The organism is Anaeromicrobium sp. (genome assembly GCF_025210435.1).
Classification (GTDB): Bacteria; Bacillota; Clostridia; order Peptostreptococcales; family Thermotaleaceae; genus Anaeromicrobium.
In genome coordinates this window covers 1-20,916 of record NZ_JAOART010000004.1, presented here as the reverse complement: position 1 = coordinate 20,916, position 20,916 = coordinate 1, and the positions used below count along the sequence as shown (strand labels likewise).

The 20,916-nt window shown below is 31.9% G+C and carries 14 protein-coding genes; 2 read left to right on the top strand and 12 right to left on the bottom strand.

What is annotated here, in order from left to right; genetic code table 11:
- Window positions 1–14 precede the first annotated feature (14 nt).
- From glpX (N4A57_RS00495) to N4A57_RS00440, 12 genes are all read right to left on the bottom strand, one after another.
- Window positions 15–989, bottom strand: coding sequence for a class II fructose-bisphosphatase (glpX, locus tag N4A57_RS00495; protein ID WP_293655345.1), 975 nt, complete (start codon window positions 987–989; stop codon window positions 15–17).
- A 344-nt stretch (window positions 990–1,333) separates the two neighbouring features.
- Entirely contained in the window at window positions 1,334–2,329 is a 996-nt protein-coding gene (glpX, locus tag N4A57_RS00490; RefSeq protein ID WP_293655344.1) for a class II fructose-bisphosphatase, read from the bottom strand.
- A 130-nt stretch (window positions 2,330–2,459) separates the two neighbouring features.
- Entirely contained in the window at window positions 2,460–3,098 is a 639-nt protein-coding gene (gene fsa / locus N4A57_RS00485; protein WP_293655342.1) for a fructose-6-phosphate aldolase, read from the bottom strand.
- 385 nt (window positions 3,099–3,483) lie between these two features.
- Window positions 3,484–4,296, bottom strand: coding sequence for a 3-keto-5-aminohexanoate cleavage protein (locus N4A57_RS00480; RefSeq protein ID WP_293655341.1), 813 nt, complete (start codon window positions 4,294–4,296; stop codon window positions 3,484–3,486).
- Between the two features lie 23 nt (window positions 4,297–4,319).
- Complete coding sequence (locus N4A57_RS00475; protein ID WP_293655339.1) at window positions 4,320–4,709, bottom strand: hotdog domain-containing protein; 390 nt, start codon at window positions 4,707–4,709, stop codon at window positions 4,320–4,322.
- Between the two features lie 146 nt (window positions 4,710–4,855).
- Window positions 4,856–5,338 (bottom strand): MarR family winged helix-turn-helix transcriptional regulator, encoded by a 483-nt coding sequence (locus N4A57_RS00470; protein WP_293655337.1) that lies wholly within the window; start codon window positions 5,336–5,338, stop codon window positions 4,856–4,858.
- Between the two features lie 157 nt (window positions 5,339–5,495).
- Window positions 5,496–7,409, bottom strand: a complete 1,914-nt coding sequence (locus N4A57_RS00465; RefSeq protein WP_293655335.1) for an S-layer homology domain-containing protein — start codon at window positions 7,407–7,409, stop codon at window positions 5,496–5,498.
- Window positions 7,410–7,628: 219 nt separating this feature from the next.
- Window positions 7,629–9,107, bottom strand: a complete 1,479-nt coding sequence (locus N4A57_RS00460; RefSeq protein WP_293655333.1) for a stalk domain-containing protein — start codon at window positions 9,105–9,107, stop codon at window positions 7,629–7,631.
- Between the two features lie 223 nt (window positions 9,108–9,330).
- A complete protein-coding gene (locus tag N4A57_RS00455) occupies window positions 9,331–11,838 on the bottom strand; it encodes a copper amine oxidase N-terminal domain-containing protein (RefSeq protein WP_293655331.1) in 2,508 nt (835 codons plus the stop codon).
- Between the two features lie 648 nt (window positions 11,839–12,486).
- The gene (locus tag N4A57_RS00450; protein WP_293655329.1) at window positions 12,487–12,957 is read right to left on the bottom strand and encodes a hypothetical protein; all 471 of its coding nucleotides are present in this window, start codon (window positions 12,955–12,957) and stop codon (window positions 12,487–12,489) included.
- An 84-nt stretch (window positions 12,958–13,041) separates the two neighbouring features.
- Window positions 13,042–15,171 carry a copper amine oxidase N-terminal domain-containing protein gene (locus N4A57_RS00445; RefSeq protein WP_293655327.1) on the bottom strand — a complete coding sequence of 710 codons (2,130 nt, stop codon included), beginning with the start codon at window positions 15,169–15,171 and terminating at the stop codon, window positions 13,042–13,044.
- 739 nt (window positions 15,172–15,910) lie between these two features.
- Window positions 15,911–18,025 (bottom strand): copper amine oxidase N-terminal domain-containing protein, encoded by a 2,115-nt coding sequence (locus N4A57_RS00440; RefSeq protein WP_293655325.1) that lies wholly within the window; start codon window positions 18,023–18,025, stop codon window positions 15,911–15,913.
- Window positions 18,026–18,389: 364 nt separating this feature from the next.
- Here N4A57_RS00440 and N4A57_RS00435 point away from each other — a divergent pair, with 364 nt between their 5' ends.
- Both N4A57_RS00435 and N4A57_RS00430 read left to right on the top strand, forming a co-directional pair.
- Window positions 18,390–19,238, top strand: coding sequence for a decaprenyl-phosphate phosphoribosyltransferase (locus N4A57_RS00435; RefSeq protein ID WP_293655323.1), 849 nt, complete (start codon window positions 18,390–18,392; stop codon window positions 19,236–19,238).
- Window positions 19,239–19,258: 20 nt separating this feature from the next.
- Window positions 19,259–20,194 carry a lysylphosphatidylglycerol synthase transmembrane domain-containing protein gene (locus tag N4A57_RS00430; protein ID WP_293655321.1) on the top strand — a complete coding sequence of 312 codons (936 nt, stop codon included), beginning with the start codon at window positions 19,259–19,261 and terminating at the stop codon, window positions 20,192–20,194.
- The last annotated feature ends 722 nt before the right edge of the window (window positions 20,195–20,916 follow it).

Sequence of the window (20,916 nt, the reverse complement as noted above, 5' to 3'; positions counted from 1 at the left end):
CTCTTATCCTCTATCTATTCATTTTTTGTATAGCATGGTTTTTTATCTAATCTATGTATAGTTTCTATAAATCTTACAGTTCCCGTCTCTGCTCTCATTACTACAGAATGAGTCTTTGCCGTATTGTTACTTCCATAAGTTACACCTTTTAGCAATTCCCCATCAGATATACCAGTGGCTGCAAAGTATACTTCATTACCCTTTACTAAATCTTCCATATACATTACTTTGTCTACTTCCACATTCATTTTCTTACATCTTACTATTTCTTCTTCTTCATAGGCAACAAGTTTTCCTTGGAATTCTCCTCCAAGGCATTTTAAAGCTGCTGCTGCTATTACTCCTTCTGGTGCTCCTCCTATTCCCAACATAATGTCTACACCAGTATCGTCAAAGCATGTGGCTATGGCTGCAGCCACATCCCCTTCCTGAAATAATTTTATTCTAACGCCCAGTTCTCTACACTCTTTAATTATACCTTCATGCCTTTGTCTATCCAACATGGAAACAGTTACGTCTTCAATATTTTTATTTAAAGCTTTTGCCACGTTTATTATATTATATTTTACTGATTCATTTAAATCAATAGCTCCTTTTGCTTTTGGTCCCACTGCTATCTTGTCCATATACATATCTGGTGCATTAAGCAAGTGTCCCCTTGGGGCTATAGCCACTACGGCTACGGCATTTGGAAGACCCTTGGCCACACAACTAGTTCCATCTACAGGATCTACAGCTATATCCACTTCCAGGCTATTTTCATTTTGTTTTCCTATTCTTTCCCCTATATATAGCATAGGAGCTTCATCCATTTCTCCTTCTCCTATTACTACTACTCCATTAATATTTAATGTATCTAACATGGCCCTCATACCATCCACAGCGGCTTGATCCGCTATATTTTTATCTCCACGACCAAGATACTTGGCTGACTCTAATGATGCAGCCTCTGTTACTCTAGCTAAGTTTAGTGCTAGATTTCTATCCATATTGAAAACCCCCTTATTTATTATTTATGGATTTTTTTTAGGTTTGTAATCCCAAAGCTTTACTAATACAGTAACTTACCTACAAAGGAAAATATATTGAAAATTTTTGGAATTGTGGAGCGTCACAACATCTTATGCTACTTCAAGATGAAGCATGAACCTATCTACGAAGATTCAACCTTTAGCATGTGACAGTGACTTCAATGGAAAAAATTTTCAATATATTTTCCTGAAGTAGGCCCACACAAAGCCAATTTTCACATGATAAATCCATATAGGTAAAAAGGCTAGAATACAAAAATAAAACTTGTTTATTTTATAAGATTCTAGACCTTCCATTTGGATTACTTATGCTTATTTAAAACATCTATTAATATTTCATTTTTATCTAGTTTATGTTGTGCATCTACAAATCTTATAGTACCTGTACTCCCTCTCATTACTACAGATTGAGTAGTTGCCCTATTATCTTCTAAATATCTTACACCCTGTAGGAATTCTCCATCAGATACTCCAGTGGCTGCAAAAAATACCTCATCACTACTTACTAAATTATCAAGACTAAGAACAGTCTTTCTCTTTTCCTCAGTCCATCCTAATTCTTCACATCTTGCAAACCCTTCTTCATATATGGGTGAAATCATCCCTTGCATATCTCCACCTAAACATTTTATGGCAGCAGCAGCAAGTACTCCTTCTGGTGCTCCACCTGTTCCCATGAATATATCTATTCCTGTGTCTTCAAAGCATGTGGCTATGGCAGCAGATACATCACCATCACTAAATAATTTTATTCTACAACCAAGACGTCTTGCCTCTTTTATAATATCTTCATGTCTTTCCCTGTCTTGTATAATCATAGTCAGGTCCCTAATATTCTTTTTACAAGCTTTAGCCACTCTCATTAAATTATTTTCTACCGTGTCTTTTATGTCTATACAACCCTTAGCTTTAGGCCCTACTGCAATTTTTTTCATATATGTATCCGGTGCATGAAGTAATGTTCCCTTAGGTCCCATGGCCATTACGGCTATAGCATTAGGTAATCCCTTAGCAATAAGATTAGTTCCCTCAAGAGGGTCTACAGCTATATCCACCTCTGGATCATCCACATTATACATGCCTATTTTTTCGCCTATGTATAGCATTGGTGCTTCATCTAATTCCCCTTCACCAATTACTACTTCACCTCTTATTTTAATAGTAGCAAAGGTTTGTCTCATGCCATCTACAGCCGCTTGATCTGCTGCTATTTTGTCTCCACGACCCATATATCTACCACAAGCTAGGGCAGCTGTTTCTGTAACTCTCACTAGTTCTAATGCTAAATTTCTATCCATTTGTTACCCTCCCGATTTCTTCATTTAAATAAATCAGTTATATTATAGCATATTTGATTTTTTTTGTATGTGTTATTTCAAACTTTACTCTATATCTATACATTATAGTTCGGAAATCAGGAGTTTTTAACTATTCTACTCCTGCATCCTTTTTAAATCTCTCAATTCCCTTATCAGTCATTGGATGATGTAACATCTTCTCAAGGACGTTATATGGCACAGTACTGATGTGTGCTCCTCTCATGGCACATTCTGTTACGTGCATAGTATGACGAATACTAGCAGCTATGATCTCTGTATTGATTCCATGTACATTAAATATTTCTACTATCTCTTCTATTACATTAAGACCAGAATTACCTAAATCATCCATTCTTCCCACAAAAGGACTCACATATGTGGCACCAGCCTTTGCAGCAAGTAGGGCTTGATTTGCAGAAAATACTAATGTAACGTTAGTATTTATTCCTTTCTTACTTAATATACTAACGGCCTTTAAACCTTCCTTAGTCATAGGAATTTTTATGACAATATTTTTATGTATTTGGGCTAATTGTTCAGCTTCCTTTACCATTTCTTCACTCATATCACCCATTACTTCTGCACTTATGGGACCCTCTACTATGGATACAATTTCTTCTACCACGTCAGATAAACTTCTTCCCTCTTTAGCTATGAGACTAGGGTTGGTAGTAACTCCACAAATAACACCCCAAGATGCTACCTCTTTTATTTCTTCTATATTAGCTGTATCAATAAATAATTTCACAGAAACGCCTCCCTTTTTACCTTATTATTTACTATTTTCTCCTATTATATAATAGCATATATTTTTAGATAGTTTAATAGTATTAGGGTAAAAGGTTACGGGTTATAGATTTCGCTGTTTTAAGATTATTTTATATATTTAGTTTCATAGAAAAACATGGAATTAATTTTGTTAGGTTAGCCGTTCGTCGTTAGTAGTTATCCGTTTTAACGAAAGACGACTAACGATTAACGGCTAACCAAATCCAACAAACCCTTTAATCACCAAAAACATTTTTGTATAAAATTAATTTATTACTACGAAATCTATACTATATTCTGTCACCTACAATGATACTTTAATAACAAAAGACTCTGAATAACATTATTCAGAGTCTTTATAACTATTACTTTAGTCCTAATATTTCTCTTGCTTCATCTGGAGTAGCCACTGGTCTACCTAATTCGTTAGCTAGTCTAGCTACCCTTTCTACTAATTGTGCATTAGATGTAGCAAGTTCACCTTTTTTGTAATATACATTGTCTTCAAATCCTACTCTTACGTGTCCTCCTAAAAGGATTCCCATAGTAGACATTGTAAGTTGAGTTCTTCCAATACCTGCTACTGTCCAAGTAGAATCAGCTGGTATACATCTTACCATATGCATTAAATCTTCTGGAGTTCCTGGACAAGCTCCAGGGATACCTAATACAAAATCAAAGTGAATAGGAGTCTTTAATAATCCCTTTTTAGCTAATCTTAAAGCATTATCAATCATACCTCTTTCGAATACTTCGATTTCTGGCTTTACTCCATTTTCCAGCATTTTAGCTGAAAACTTTTCCATGTACTCCTGAGAGTTCATAAATACATCTGGTCCAAAGTTACAAGTTCCAGCACTTAATGTAGCCATTTCAGGTTTTAAGTCTACTGGTTGTAATCTTTCTTCTGCACTATGCCATACAGCTCCCCCTGTAGATGGTTGAACTATAATATTACATTTAGCTTCAATCTTTTCTTTGATTTCCTTATACACTTCAAAGTCTTGAGTAGGATTTCCATCCTTGTCTCTAGCATGAACGTGTACAATACTTGCTCCTGCCTTATAGCATTCATATGCCGCTTGTGCTATTTCATCTGGAGTTATAGGAAGGTTAGGTTGTTGTTCTTTAGTAACTTCTGCTCCAACCATAGCTGCCGTTATAATTAATTTTTCCATAAGATCTTCCTCCTCATCTAAAATTACTTGTTAGTTCTTTGCTTGTCCTTAGGTGTTACGCAAGTTCCAATAGCTTCACATACAATAATTGGCTCTTCTAATACGTCACAAGCTGAGTCATTAATGTCTGGTCTTGGTACGATTACCTTTCTAGCAACGAACTTCATTTTTCTAGATGAGTTTCCTAATTTAATTATTTCACCTTCAGCTTCAATATAGTCTCCAGCGAATACAGGTGCTTTAAATTCTACTTTTTCGTATCCAGCAAATAAACCTTCATCTCCATCTTGTCTGATTAAAAGCTCAGTTGCCACATCTCCGAATAATTGAAGCATTCTAGCTCCATCTACTAAATTTCCACCATAGTGTGCATCGTGACTGCTCATTCTCATTCTAATTAACGCTTTTTCCATTTTAAATTCCTCCTATTTAGCCCGAGGAATTAAATCATAACATCTGCCCAGATTTATTATATCACAGGTTTTTAAATAATTCTAAGATTATTTATATGGATTTAAACTTTCCTACTTATGCTTATTTTAAACTGTTAATTTATTGTCTAAATACTTTCATTTAACACCATCGTTCTATCTTGAATTAATTTCATTAAGGAAAATATTTGTTCCGTCTCCTTCTGGTATCCATCCATAAATGTTTTAATCCATATGGAGTACACTTCTACTAGTTTCTCCACAAAATCCTTTCCCTTTGTAGTAAGGACAGCCCTTATTTTTCGCCTATCCTTAGAATCCCTTATCCTTTCTACTAAACCATCCTTTTCTAACCTATCTATAAGACCTGTCATATTAGCCTTAGTAACTACCATTTTTTCACCTATTTCAGAGAGCATCATGCCCTCTTTAGGGCCTCTGCTTAAAATAACTAATACATTAAATTTTGTGTTAGTAGTGCCATACTTTTCAAAAAAATTACTATGAACATATTCTATCATTTCTGTGGTCTTCTTTATTTCCAGTGCAACCTTAGTAGATTGAAATTGGGCCCACTTATAATGTTCTGATAGTTTTTGTAATTTTTCCATAAGATCACCTCATAATTATTTATCATGTATAAATTCATATAATATTTAAAGTTGCTCTTAATCATAATATTCATACATTCATATTATAATCTTTCAGATATAATTCAAATTTTTTTCTCCACTATATTAAAAAATAGGGGCAAGAACCCCCTAGATTTTAATTACCACCTAATATTAATATTTTCTGTGCTATGAATAAATCATCATCATAATATCCATCTATGAACACATTGTCATCTTCGTCCACTGTGCTTATATGACTGCTTTTATCTCCATCTTCATCTATTATTGTAGTTTTATCAGTCACCACTATGGAGATTTTATCATATTCATTTTCTTTGTCTTTATAGTACTTTACACTTAATCTATCATATTCCTTATATACCTTAGTCACTTCTCCTGTTATGCTCTCATTTTGATATCCTTCTTCTGCTTCTATCTCAGTTACTTCTCCACTTTCAATTTCTATTTCCACATAATAATTTAACTTTAAATCTCCAAAGTCCTTATCTTCCCTATCTATTTCCACATCTACATTTTGGCCTACTTCATAGGTCTTTAACTGTTTGTTCTTTCTTTGAATAGTTATTTTAGAAGGACTTCCTATGATCAATTCCTTAATTATTCCTTCATCATCACCATCTTCTTTAATACTAGTAGCCTCTATATCCTCTATTTTGTTTTTATATATTTCAACGGTTACTATATCTCCCTTTTTAAGTTCATCTAAATCAGCATCATCATCATCTCTTTCAATATCTGCATCATCATCTATCTCATATTCTAGGATATCTCCCGTATTTATTTTAAATTTAAGAATTGGATATTCTTTAAATTGGACTTCAGATACTAATATGCCATCCATTTCCACTTTCTTACCAGAACCTATAAGGTCTATCTTTTCTATTTTATTCCCCTTATATTCTATGTATATATACTCATTTTCTTTTATTTTTCCCGCAGATACTTTATTGCTTCCTATATAAATTTTCGTATCATCATAAATTTTAAATTCCTTTTTAAGTACTAAATTATTCCTATCTCGAGTTACTAATTTATAGTAGGCCCCTTCATCTTCAATGGACACTACTTTTCCTTCATATTCCACTAATCCATTTACAACTTCTATCTTCTTAAGAACACTATCTTCAAACTCTAAAGTTATTTCATCATCTAATTTTAAATCATCTAAATCAATTTCCTTACCATTTTTATATATTTTAGCTCTTTTGGTATCATATATTTGTTCAGTACCTTTATCATCTTTTACCACAACTCTATCTATATCCTCTGCCACATACATTACTATCTTTATCTCTTTTTCTTCTTTCTTTTCTTCCGTATCAGTAGAAGTATTATTACTTGTACTTGTACTACTATTATTAGTTGTATTATTACTACTTACATCCTTTATCATAACATCGTATGTATTTGAACACATGGTAGCCATTACAGCTCTAGTCACCTTTGAGTTAGGATTAAATTTGTTTTGGCTATCTCCCTTAACGATACCTTCACGAACTAGCAAATCCACATAGGGCACTGCTGCAGATTTAATGGTTTCTGCATCTACAAAGTTATATATTTTAGTTGGAAAGGCTTCTGTTTTCTTTTTTAAAGCCTTACCTATAAATATGGATATATCCTGCTTTTTTGCTGGAACTTGTTGTCCACTTTTAGTAAAGGCCATTAAATCACCACTCATAATTATTCCCTTTTTAAGACTATATCCTACAGCTTCATGAGCCCATGTAGGTACATTTGCACTACTTAAAAGGACCTTTGTTCCTGAAATATTTACAGATTTGTCTAAGTGATTAGTCTCTCTTAAAAGATTATATATCATTTGTATTGCTTCCACATAAGTCACATTATCTTCTGGTCTAAATTTTATACTTAAAGTAGCATTATTCATCTCACCTTTTATTATATTCTTTGACGCCATATTGCCTATGTAAGGTTTAGCCCAATGGTTATTTGGTACATCTGAAAATCTGATTTCTGCAAATCCTGTTATCATACTCATACATAGTATAAATACTGCTGTAAGAATTCCAATTATTTTTTTCACTATGTGCTCCTCCTTTTACCTACTCGCTTTTTCGCCCATACTTTTAACATATATATATTCTATGTAGATTTACAAAATCCTTTTTTTTCAGTAGTTATTGTATTTTTTTCTTTGTATTCTACAATATTGTGACTTTATGACTAAAATAAATTCTATGTGAATTGTTAATTGAATGTATAAACACAAAATGGCAAGGATTTCATCCCTCGCCATTTCTATTTATTGTGGTGCTACCCATGGTTTTAAATATGCTTCTACAGTTTTATTATATGTTCTTATGGTTTCACTTAATGTATTTTTAGTATTTTCTAATTGTAGTTCTGCTTTTTTCACATCTAGAGGAATGGCTAAGCCTAAAGTTTCATTTAGTTGAGCTAGCTCATAATCGTCTTTAGCCTTTTCATGTGCAATAGTGTCACTTTCATATTTATCCTCTAATGTCTTAATACTTGTATTTAACTTTCTTAAGGATTCTTCATACTTTTCTTTAATATGCCTTAAATTTATTTTAGAAGTTTGTACGTCTATTTTAGTGGCTTCATAATTAGTTCCAACATTAAATACAAATAGCCTTAAACCTAACTCACCTAACTCTATTTGCTCCTCTAGTGCCCATATGTCTGGACTATTATTAATTGTTGAAGGAATATGGGATTCTACATCAATTTCATAATCTTTTAATTCTTTCATGGTTATATTTTTATCTAATTCATATCTACTATCTGCACTTAATCCCACAAAATAGTTTAATGCTTCATAGGCAATTTGCTCACTTTTTTTTGCCATTTCATAAGTCTTTTCAGCTTCTTTATAACTTCTCTCAGCCTTATTTTTTTCATATTCACTAGCCATACCATTTTCAAATTTAATATTAGTTTGATTCATAGTATCTTTAAATACATCTACCTTCATTTGAGCTAACTCTTTATCCTCCATTGCCTTTAGTAAATTGTAATATGCACCTTCTAATTCATATTGAATTTTTTCCTTAGTAGTATCCACATCTCTTTTTGCCTTTTCCTTGGCAAACTCTTGACTTCTAAATTTTCTATATTCAGAGTTCTTCTTTCCATTTATGCCCCCATTACCTATGCCCTTAGGTACACTTTTCACATCGTCTCTAGCATCATCTAATAATTCTTCTGCCTTTTCTATACTTAAATCTACCTTTTTTAAATCTTTACTATTTTTATATGCGATCTGAAGTAATGACTCGTAATTATAGTCATATGCATCTACACTTTCTACTTTTTCAATTTGAAAGGTGATTTTTCCATTATCTTCTTTATATTTTACACCTATTTCTTTAGCTATATCTTCTATTGGAAACATATATACTAAGTTTTTTCTTTCAGGTGCAACACTTAGCATAGTTCTACCATTATCAGTGTACATAGTATTATCCCCAATTTTCATTTGAATTATTTTATTTCCACTATATATGGTCAAACTATCATCGTATTGATTCCACTGAACATCTTTTTCCTCTAACTGAAATGCTTCATCTATGTATTCTATGGGAACCATTATTTTATCATTTTTAGCATATATAGGTTCAGATATTTTTTTAGTTTCTTCTCCAATTTTATAATCTAAACTTCCTCTTTCAAATGTTAAATCAATACTATCTGCAAATACAGGGACTATAGAGGTAGCTGCCATAATTAGGGCAAGGGCCATATATTTTATTTTCTTCATAGTTTCATCTCCTTGATTTTTACCTAGTTTTATATGTATAAATTATAGCACATGGCTATAGATAAATGTCTTAACATTTTATTAAGAAAATATTAACTTAGGTTAGTCCTTAGTGGTTATTTATTAATAGTTAATACCACTAACAAATAACCACTAAGGATTAACCTATTTAAAAAAAGAGATTGAGGTAACCCTCAATCTCTTTATATTAGCTTAAGTTCAATTACTTAATTGTAACTGTCTTAGTAGCTCCATCCCAAGCAACTTCTGCTCCTAAAGCTTTAGCAACATAAGCAACTGGTAACATAGTTCTACCATCTTTAATTTCAGCAGCAGTATCCATCATAACTGCAGTACCGTTTACCATTAATTTGTTAGATCCGATTTGTACTTGAGCAATTCTATCTCCTTTGAAGATAGTAACTGATCTAGTCTCTCCATCCCACATAATGTTGTTAGACTCTACTCCTAGAGCTTTTGCAACAAAGCTTAGAGATAACATAGTTCTTCCATCTTTGATGTATGGAGCAACGTCAGCAACTACTACATTTTCTCCCATCATGAATTCTGCTTGACCGATTACAAACTTAGCTTCTGCAACACCTTGAACGTTATCATCTGCAGGAGTGATTACATTACCGATTTCTACTTTAGAGTATTCATCTTTAGTGAAGATTGCATGATGATCTAATAATTCAGACTTAGATGGAGCATTTTCAGCATCGCTCTTTATATATCCATTTCTAATTAATGAATTTCCTTTGAATTCGATATCAATTCCACCTTCTGCAATATCTCTATCTAATTCAACTTCTAATCCACTAACCTTGATTACAGATGGCTCATCACTTTCTTTTTCCACTGTAATAGTTAAGATATTATCTTCAACATCAACATCGTCTTCAATTTCTAAGTCACCTTTTACCACTTCTACTTTGATGTTTCTGTCTTCCCATTCCATATCATCATCATCTAATTCAAGAATGATTTCTCCATCCTTAATCATACCTTCTTTAGTTTCTGCGATAGTAATATCTCCGATTTTTTGTTCTCTAACTCCAGCCTTTAATTTAGTTTCTTCAACTTTAATTTCAACTGGTGCTAAAGCTTTACCTAATACTACTTCAAACTCTTCATTATCTAAAGCTTTACCAGAAACTTTAGCCTCAATGTCTCCAGTCTTTCCAGCTTCTACAGATGTATAGAATGTTAATTCTATTTGCTTATCATCATCACCGTATTCTTTACTTACTGTAAACTCAAATTCATTTCCGTCAATAGCTACATCCTTAAGATCATCTTTACAATCTCCATCAATATCTACATCTATAATTTTTACCCAATCAGGTAATTCCACAACTACAGCTTTTTCATCATCCCAAGTATTATTAACATCTTCTTCGATGATTAATGTTTGTAATTCATGAGATTCATCATCTGTAAATACTTTAGAGTCATATCTAGCTCCACTTGAAGTTACTTCTTCGTATTGAGCATTGTAAATTTCCTTTGGATCTCCATCAGCTTTAACAATCATAGCCCACTCAGAGTATTTTCCTATTTCTAATGAAGTTGTTTCGATTTCGTCCACATTAGATGAAACTTTTACCTTAACTGTTCCTTCATCAGCATCCTTAGTAGCTTTTGCTGTAAATCCATTGAAGTCCATAGATCCAATTCCACCATCAAAAGCCTTTAATTCAACAAATCCTTTTACTTTACCTTTACTGTCATCGTCTGCTTCTTTTCCATCAAAGTAAATCTTTAATGATTCATCATCTAATAAAGAGTTTTTGTCTGTAATCATTACTTTCTTTGAAGCATACTTCTTTAAGAAATCTCCAGATAACTGACCGTAGTATTTAGTGTTACTATCATATGATCCTTTTCCTTGTAATTCCTCTACCTCGTCTTTACTTAATTCAGTAAATGTAAAGTCCTTAGTTAATTCTAATTCGATGTATTCAACCTCATCGTAAGGTAAAGCACCTTCTGTTGCTTCTTCAATTTCAATAGTCTCTAATACTGTAGTATTTGAGAAGTTATTAGTATCATCTATAGTAATTAAAGTATCTCCTGATCCACCATTAGCAAAAGTAACTTCTTCCTGAGTTAAATGTCTACTCTTAGAATCAACTTTTACTTTAGCAGGTCCATCACCTTGTAATTCTACAAGCATAGGAATTTCAACTTGTCCTTCGTCCCCGACATTTTTAACTTTAATTTCTAATTTCTTATCACCATTTTTATCTATTTCTACAACCTCAGCATTAGTAATGTTTTTACCTGTAAATTCGATTTTTTTATATTCACTACTATCAACTACGTCAATAGAACCTGCAGCCATATCATATTTTGTTTCAATTAAGTTTTCCATGTCTGTTGCTGTAATTGTGTTTCCATTTTTGTCTTTAACTTTCCAAGTTAATAATTCTTCAAAACTAACTTCTTTAGTCTTCTCAGTCTTATAAACATCAGTTGTAACAGTGTATGCAACATCTACATCACTTAACAATTCTGCATTGTCAAATTTTAATACAATAGTTTCACCAGACGTATCCCAGTCGTTTCCATCATTTTCAATTTTTAATAATGGTGGGTCTTTGATTAATTCAGCGTCATCCTTAACACTTATTACTTTTGATACAGTATTATCAGAACTAGCAAATGCAGCTACTGGAGTTAGTGCTAACATTGCAGCCATTGCCAATAAGGCAGCTCTTTTCTTCATTTAAATTTCCTCCTTTAAAATACCTTCTTAAAATTTTTCAATAGGTAAAATATGTACCTATTATCTTCAACAACCTAGTTGTTAAAAAAATCAATTTAATTGAATTCATTACCAATTATATTAATTAATTACATATTAGTCAATAAATTTAAGTATTTGTAATAATCATGTAATATTAGGAAATGTTACCCTTGTAAATCATTCCCTTGTAATCTATATACAGTATAACCATAATATCACAGGAATACAATTACAGTTATGTTACAAATTATAACAAGTATGTAATATTGCAGGTGATAGCTAATTGTGGAATTAGAGGATGTAAGTGTCAAGAGGTTGTTAGCTATTGGTTATTGGTTATAGATTTCGTAGTAATAAATTAATTTTATACAAAAATGTTTTTGGTAATTAAAGGGTTTGTTGGATTCGGTAAGTCGTTAATCGTTAGTTGTCTTTCGTTAAAACCAATAACTACTAACGACCAACGGCTAACCTAATAAAATTAATTCTATGTTTTTCCATAAAGATAAATGTATAAAGCAATTTTAAAACCAAGAAATCTATAAGAGTTAAGGGTTTTGCTATTGACTACTAATCTTTTCTATAAATAAAAAAAAGAACAGTTTTTCTGTAACTGTCCTAGTAATCTTATTTTATTATTTTTAGGTTTTTCTTTAATTTAAATAAATCTTCCTTTGTCTCAGATTCTTGATATTTTATAAAATCTAAGGAATTGTGAATTTTATAAAATTCTGAGCTAGTTTCTTCTCTAAATTCCGTTAATTCAGCTGTCTGTTCATATACAGAATCTAGTTTCTTTTCTATTCTAGCTTGTCCAGTCTTCAAATCTGATATTTCTATTTTCATATCTGACATTTCTATTTTTATATCTGATATTTCTGTTTTCATACTTGATATGTCTGTTTTCATATCTGATATTTCTGTTTTCATACTTGATATGTCTGTTTTCATATCTGATATCTCTGTTTTCATATCTGATATCTCTGTTTTCATGTCTGACATTTCTGTTCTCATATCCGATATTTCTGTTTTTATGCCTGACATTTCTTTGTTTATATTTTCTATGGCTCCTAGTATATCTTTCAATAATTTTTCCATCCTTATTCCTCCCATGAAAAACTATATATACAATTATATCACATAATAATAGAGATTGGGATATCCCAATCTCTATTGATTCAATTACTTAATTGTTACTGTTTTAGTAGCTCCATCCCAAGCAACTTCAGCACCTAGTGCTTTAGCTACGAATGATACTGGAAGCATTGTTCTTCCTTCTTTGATTTCAGCAATAGTATCCATGATTATTGGAGTACCATTTACCATCATCTTGTTAGATCCGATTTGTACTTGAGCAATTCTATCTCCTTTGAAGATAGTAACTGTTCTAGTAGAACCGTCCCACATAATGTTATTATTTTCAACACCCATAGCTTCTGCTACGTATCTTAATGATAACATAGTTCTTCCATCCTTAATGTATGGAGCCACGTCTGCAACTTTTACTTTGTCTCCTACTACGTACTCACCATTTCCGATTACAAACTTAGCAGGCTCTGCCGCTGTAGTGTTATCGTCAGCTGGAGTAATTACGTTAGCAACTTCTACTTTTGCATAGTAATCTTGAGAGAATTTACCCTTGTCTAATTGTACAGATTTAGAATCAGCAGAATCTTCATCGTATCCATTTTCTAATAATGCATCACCTTTAATTTCAGCAACAATTCCACCTTCTGCAATAGATCTATCTACTTTTACTTTTCCATCAGTGATTTCAATTGTAGATACTTCATCACTTTCCTTATCTACTGTAATAGTTAAGATGTTATCCTCTACTTCTATATTATCTTCATCTATTTCTAAGTCACCTTTTACTACTTTTACTGTAGGCTCATCATCCCACTCCATGTCATTGTCTAATTCTACAATGATTTTACCTTCTTTTATAGCTTCTTCTTTAGTTTCAGTTATAGTGATTTTTCCGATTTCTTGTTCTCTAACTCCAGCTTTGATCTTAGCTACTTCTGTTTGGATTTTAACTGGTGCTAAAGCCTTTCCTAATACTACTTCATAGTCTTTTTCTAATCCTCTAGATTCTACCTTAGCTGTAATATCTCCTGTAAATCCTGGTTCTACAGATACATAGAAAGTTAAGTTCATATCTTTCTTTGTAGCCTTTGTAATTTCAAACTCGAATTCATTATCATCAGTATCTTCGTCTGTAATAGTATCTCCACCACTTACTACATTTAATATTTTAACTTCTTTAGGGAATTCAACTGTTACAGTTTTTCCATCTGTCCAAGAACCTAATACTTCTTCTTTAATGTTTAATTGAGTTAACTCATGAGCTTCATCAGTAGTGTTCATTCCACCTTCGTATCTTCCTGAGAATATTTCTACTAGGTCATCATCAGCTTCTACTGTTACATCATACTCTTTGTATTCTCCAACTTCTAATTTAGTAGTTTTTATATCGTCACAATCAGACTTAAGTGTTAAGTATACTTTTTCTTCGTCTGCATCCTTTCCAGCTTCGATTTCTACTCCAGAGATTTCGATTTCTCCTCTGTTAGCTAAGCTAGCGTTTAATGCTCCAGCTTGGAAAGTTAATTTAACTTCATTGTCGTCTTCTTTAGTTGCAACTACCTTAGAATCATCAGCAATTAAATCTCCACTTACCTTAATTCCTGATACAGATTTAAATTCAAAATCCTTTGGTAATTCTAATTTAATATATTCTAGATCAGAAGTATCAATAGAACCAATTGCAGTTTCTTCTACTGTAATAACTTCAAGTGTTGCATCGTCTCCAAATGTAACTGTGTCCTCAATAGTTACTGCTGTAGAACCATCAGTTATTTTTGCAAAAGTTAATTCTTCTTCTGTTATTACTCCACTCTTAGAAGTTATAGCTACTGTTGCAACTCCCTCTGTAGTTAACTCTGCAAACATTGGCATTTTTACCATTTCACCCTTCGCTAAACCAGTTACTATGATTTCAGCTCTTGTATCAGACTTTCTATATACAGTTGCTGTTACTGAAGAATTTTGAGAATTAAATTCAGCTTGTAAATCAGCTTCTTTTAACCACTCAGCATTTGATAATTTTAATTCAATTGTTTCTGATGCTCCGAAATCTCCTTCATCGTTTTCAATCTTTAAAACTGGAGCCTTCGCTGTTGTATCTAATTTTGCATCCACCTTGCTAGTTACTATTTTAGTAACTGAGTTATCTGAAGAAGCAAATGCTGCTACTGGTGTTAATGCTAACATTGTAGCCATTGCTAATAAAGCTATTCTTTTTTTCATATGTAATATCCTCCCCTAATTAATAATTCATTATTTTATAGACAATCCCTGAGAAAACCTTATGAATCTGAGATGAAAATTGCCTCTACTCTCAGATAATATTGTTCATATATGGGTTTTAAAAAACCTTGTCTATTCATGTCGACTTTTATATTTTTTTGTTGTTACAAGTTGTATTATATTCCTTTTATTTCTTACATACAATGGATTTAACAGAGTTGTAATAATGGTAAAACAGACCATAAAATCATGTATTTTACAATACTTTCAAGCTTTTTACATATATGGTTTTAAAATCAAATATATGGTTCTATTTAACTTGTATTTTTCGACATTTATGTTATTTAATTCATTATTCTTACAAATATTATTTAAATATATTGGATTTTTTTAACTTTTGATTCTTTCTTATGAAACATAATTTTTTTCTTCTAAATTTCCTTTGTCATACATTTGTAATATTCATTTATAAAATTGAGAGTTAAGGGTTAAGAGTTTTGGTATTAAAATCCTCAACCATAAATAAAAAAATCCTACTTCGTAGGATTCGCTATGGAACCCTATGGTTCCCTTCGACACAACTAACGTTGCTGAGCACCCTCCTTTAAAGAGGCAGGGGAATTCTTCCCCCACACCCCCTTATTTTTTGCTTATCCACAGTTTTCAAAATTTATAATTTCCTATAGCGTAAAAAAATAGAGATTAAGGAATTATCCTCAATCTCTATTTTCATCTATACCTACTTAATCGTTACTGTTCTTGTTGCTCCATCCCAAGCTATATCAATTCCTAATGCTTTTGCTATGAATGATACTGGTAACATAGTTCTTCCATCTTTGATTTCTGCTGCTGTATCCATCATTATTGCTGTTCCATTTACCATTAACTTGTTAGAACCTATTTCCATTTGAATTATTCTATCGCCTTTGAATATTGTAACTGTTCTTGTGATACCATCCCACATGATGTTGTTATCTTCTACTCCTAATGATTCTGCCACGTATCTTACTGATAACATTGTTCTTCCATCTTTAATGTATGGTGCCACATCTGCAGTCTTTGTTACATCTCCAACTCTGTATTCCTTTTGTCCTATTACAAATTTTGCTGGTTCTACTAGTGTTGTATCGTCATCTGCTGCTGTTATTACATTAGCTACTTGTACTTTTTCATAGTAGTCTTGAGAGAATTTACCTTCATCTAATTGTTTTGATTTAGAATCAGAAGAATCCTTGTCATATCCATTTTCTAATAATGCGTCACCTTTTATTTCAGCTAGTATTTCACCTTCTGCAATAGATCTATCTACTTTTACTTTTCCATCTGTGATTTCAATTACAGATAAATCATCACTTTCATTATCAACTGTAATAGTTAAGATATTTTCATCTACTTCAATATCTCCTATTTCTAAGTCACCTGATACTACTTCTACTGTTGGCTCATCGTCCCATTCCATATCTGAATCTAATTCAATTACTATATCTCCTACTTTGATTGATTCTTCTTCACTTTCAGTAATAGTTATTTTTCCTATTTCTTGATCTCTTACTCCTGCTTTAATCTTAGAAACTTCTGTTTCTACCTTAACTGGAGCTACAGCTTTTCCTAATACTACTTCGTAATCTTTTTCTAATCCTCTAGATTCTATATTAGCTTTAATGTCTCCTTCAAATCCTGATTCTACAGATACATAGAAAGTTAATGCTACATCTTTCACTGTATTTTGTGTGATTTCAAACTCAAATTCATTATCATCATATGAATCATCATCAATAGCATCTCCTGAACTTACTACGTTTAATATTTTTACTTCTTTAGGGAATTCAACTGTTACAGTTTTTCCATCTGTCCAAGATCCTAGTACTTCTTCTGTAAGGTTTAACTGAGTTAACTCATGGGCTTCATCAGTAGTAGATCCATAGGTACCTTGGTATCTACCTGAGAAGATTTCTACTGGATCGTCATCTGCTTCTACTGTTACATCGTACTCTGTAAATTTACCAACTTCTAACTTTATAGTTTTAATTGATGATTCATTTGATCTAACTGTCATATACACAGTTCCTTCTTCAGAATCCTTTGTAGTGTCAACTTCCAATCCTGATATTTCAATTTCTCCTCTTTCAGTTAAATTAGTTGCTAATGCTCCTGCATTAAAAGTTAATTTAATTGAGTTATCATCTTCTTGAGTCACATCTATTTTTGATGAATCTGCTATTAAAGATCCTGCAAATGCTATTGAATCCTTATCTAATTCAAAGTCATCTGTTAATTCTAATTTGATGTAGTCAAGTTCTGCCACATCTATTGATCCTAGTGCTGATTCTTCAATTGTTAATGTTTCAATAGTTGCTGAATCTCCAAATGTTACAGTATCTTCTAATGTTACCATTGTTCCACCATCTACTACATTTGCAAATGCATATTCACCTTCTGTTATTGCTCCACTTTTAGAAGAAATGCTAACTGTAGATTTACCTTCATCTTGTACGTCTACTTTCAATGGAACCTTGATCGTTGCACCTGATGCAATATTATCTGCTACGATTTCTACTTTAGAGTCAGATTTTCTTGTTATTGCTACAGTTCCTGCTCCACCTTCTACTGTGGCACTTAATTTACCTTGTTCTAACCACTCAGCGTTGTCTAATTCTAATTCGATTGTTTCTTTTGCTCCAAAATCTCCACCATCATTTTCAATCTTTAATACGGGTGCATTGTTTTCTAAAGTTTGATCTGCCTTAATTGTTACTACCTTTGTTACAGCGTTATCTGATGCAGCAAATGATGCCATAGGCGCTACAGATAATGCCATTGACATAGCTAATGCTAAAGCTATTCTTCTTTTCATTATTAAACATCCTCCCTTAAATAGTTCTTTTCTTTTTAATATATTTTTTGTCAAGTTATGTCGTGTTTTGTCGCATTTCTTACATGATTCATTATATGCCTCTACCCCTTATAAATCAATGGTTTTAACGGTACTGTAATAATGGCAAAAAAGCCCACGCAGTAACTAGAAGGGATTGGGTATTTTACCTTATGGGATTTTACGAGAATATTACAGAGAATAGTTGGCGGTTAGCTGTTATTCTACAAACTTCTGCTAACTGCTAACTATAAATAATCAAACTTAGAACCACCAAATCTACATATGGTGTATAATAGAAGATATTGTATATTTCTAGTTATAATAATCATGAGGAGTTGATACATTGAATATTGTTGTTGGACTTATAAAAACCATGAGACCTAAACAATGGACTAAAAATCTTCTTTTATTTGCTGGTCTATTGTTTTCTCATAATCTAACTAATACTTATAAGTTGAAATTAACTACTGTGGGCTTTTTATTGTTTTGTGGTATATCGGGAAGCGTGTACATAATAAATGATATATTAGACGTGAAAAAGGATAGGAACCATCCAAAGAAAAGATATAGACCCATTGCCTCTGGAGTAGTATCTACTAAAACTGCTTTAGGATTCTTAGTACTTTTACTAGCAAGTACTTTATATATGTCCTTTAAGTTAGATATTCATTTCTTTTATGTGACCTCGTTATATTTTTTATTAATTACTATGTATTCCTTTATCTTAAAGCATGTGGTCATATTAGATGTGATGACTATAGCCCTTGGTTTTGTCCTTCGTGCCATAGGTGGAGTGGTTATAATTAACGCTGCAATGTCCCCATGGCTTTTACTTTGCACCTTTTTATTGGCACTATTTTTGGCCTTAAATAAAAGGAAGGCGGAGCTTGAGATAAAGAAGAATTCAAGAAAAATTTTAGAAGAGTATTCTATAGACTTATTAAAGGATATGATAAACATAGTTACAGCTTCTACAGTAATGGCCTATTCCCTATATTCATTTACTGCATATGACCATGTGTATATGATGTTTACCATTCCCTTTGTAGTATATGGTATCTTTAGGTACCAATACATAGTTCACAAGAAAGACTTAGGAGAAACCCCTGAGGCTATCTTGCTTACGGACAAGGCCCTTATTGTGAATATTATTCTTTGGATTATAAGTTGTATAAGTATTTTATATAGATAATTTAAGGTGGTAATTTAAAAATGGATTTTAATAAGATAAAAAAAGGATTTTTCATATCATTTATAATAGGAATCATACTATTATTTATATTGGGAGTTTATTCTGATTATAAAAAGTTAGTTTTAGTGTTTAAAAATTTCAACTATGGTTATCTTCCCATGATTCTGTGTTTAGCACCCCTTAATTACTTCTTTAGATATATTAAATGGTCCTATTATTTAAAATCTTCCCATATTAATGTACCTAGTAAAGATAATGTGCTCATATTTCTAAGTGGTCTTGCCATGACCATAAGTCCTGGTAAGGTGGGAGAATTTCTAAAGAGTTATGTCTTAAAAGAAAAATATAATGTACCCTACTCTAAATCTTCTCCCCTCATAATAGGAGAGAGGTTTACAGATGGCATAAGTGTACTTATTCTATCTTTCCTTGGTGGTCTTTATTTTAAAGATCAATTATTCTTATTATTTGTTATCCTCTTATTAGTCATAGGGTTCATATATATAATAGGAAATAAAAAAATAATATATGGTATACTAAAAAAAATTCATAATATTAAATACATAAGAAAACATGAAGTGGCTTTTATTAATTTTTATGAAAATATATATACAATACTTAAGGGTAGAATACTATTAGTTTCCATATTAATAGGATTAGTATCCTGGTTTTTTGAAGGTGTGGTAATCTACTTTACAATAAAGGCCTTAGGTGGATATATATCCATATGGGCGTCTGTATTCATAGTATCCTTTTCCTTCATACTAGGAGCCCTGTCCATGATACCAGGAGGATTAGTTGCTGTGGAAGGATCTTTAATTGGATTCTTAGTATTTATAGGCATAAATAAGGATTTGGCTGTGGCTACTACCATAATAAGTAGATTTTCTACTTTATGGTTAGGTGTGTCCATTGGTATTGTTAGTCTTTTAATGTTATATAAAAATAGAGATTGAGGATAATTCCTCAATCTCTATTTTTATATAACTACTTACTACTTGATTATTATTCTTCATATGTTTTTATGTCTTTATCTAATTTTATTACCATATACTCTACTTCAATTTCTTCTACCTAAATTATTACTTATACTATTCCTTTTCCTAATCCTAATATTTCTCTCTTCATCAAGTATACTATGTATTATATTTCTAAAACCCTTATAAATCAACCTATTTAACAATACTGTAATAATACCAAAAAAGTCCATATAGTAATTTCAATGGATGTATTTATATATATAGTGTATTTTTACGAATATATTACACAAAAATATTATAATTCCACATAATTTTATCAACTCTAAGCTTTCTCTATACAGTAACTTGCCTACAAGGGAAACGATTGAAAATTTTTGGAACCCTGGAACGTCACAACATCCTATTCTACTCCAACATGACACATGAACCTATATACGAAGATTCACACTTTCGCTTGTGACAAGGACTTGGGTGGAAAAAATTTTCAATATATTTTCCTGAAGTAGGCTCACATAAAGCAAATTTATAAATGTTATAGATTTCTTGGTTGTGAATTTGTTTTATACAGTAACTTGCCTATAAGGGAAAATATATTGAAAATCTTTGGAACCCTGGAACGTCACAACATCCTATGCTACTCCAACATGACACATGAACCTATATACGAAGATTCACACTTTCGCTTGTGACAAGGACTT

What these genes read in the sequence shown, in the direction of transcription:
- glpX (WP_293655345.1), bottom strand. Translation starts at nt 989, where the DNA reads ATGGATAGAAATCTAGCACTAAACTTAGCTAGAGTAACAGAGGCTGCA.
- glpX (WP_293655344.1), bottom strand. Translation starts at nt 2,329, where the DNA reads ATGGATAGAAATTTAGCATTAGAACTAGTGAGAGTTACAGAAACAGCT.
- N4A57_RS00480 (WP_293655341.1), bottom strand. Translation starts at nt 4,296, where the DNA reads ATGGAAAAATTAATTATAACGGCAGCTATGGTTGGAGCAGAAGTTACT.
- N4A57_RS00475 (WP_293655339.1), bottom strand. Translation starts at nt 4,709, where the DNA reads ATGGAAAAAGCGTTAATTAGAATGAGAATGAGCAGTCACGATGCACAC.
- N4A57_RS00470 (WP_293655337.1), bottom strand. Translation starts at nt 5,338, where the DNA reads ATGGAAAAATTACAAAAACTATCAGAACATTATAAGTGGGCCCAATTT.
- N4A57_RS00460 (WP_293655333.1), bottom strand. Translation starts at nt 9,107, where the DNA reads ATGAAGAAAATAAAATATATGGCCCTTGCCCTAATTATGGCAGCTACC.
- N4A57_RS00455 (WP_293655331.1), bottom strand. Translation starts at nt 11,838, where the DNA reads ATGAAGAAAAGAGCTGCCTTATTGGCAATGGCTGCAATGTTAGCACTA.
- N4A57_RS00450 (WP_293655329.1), bottom strand. Translation starts at nt 12,957, where the DNA reads ATGGAAAAATTATTGAAAGATATACTAGGAGCCATAGAAAATATAAAC.
- N4A57_RS00445 (WP_293655327.1), bottom strand. Translation starts at nt 15,171, where the DNA reads ATGAAAAAAAGAATAGCTTTATTAGCAATGGCTACAATGTTAGCATTA.
- N4A57_RS00440 (WP_293655325.1), bottom strand. Translation starts at nt 18,025, where the DNA reads ATGAAAAGAAGAATAGCTTTAGCATTAGCTATGTCAATGGCATTATCT.
- N4A57_RS00430 (WP_293655321.1), top strand. Translation starts at nt 19,259, where the DNA reads ATGGATTTTAATAAGATAAAAAAAGGATTTTTCATATCATTTATAATA.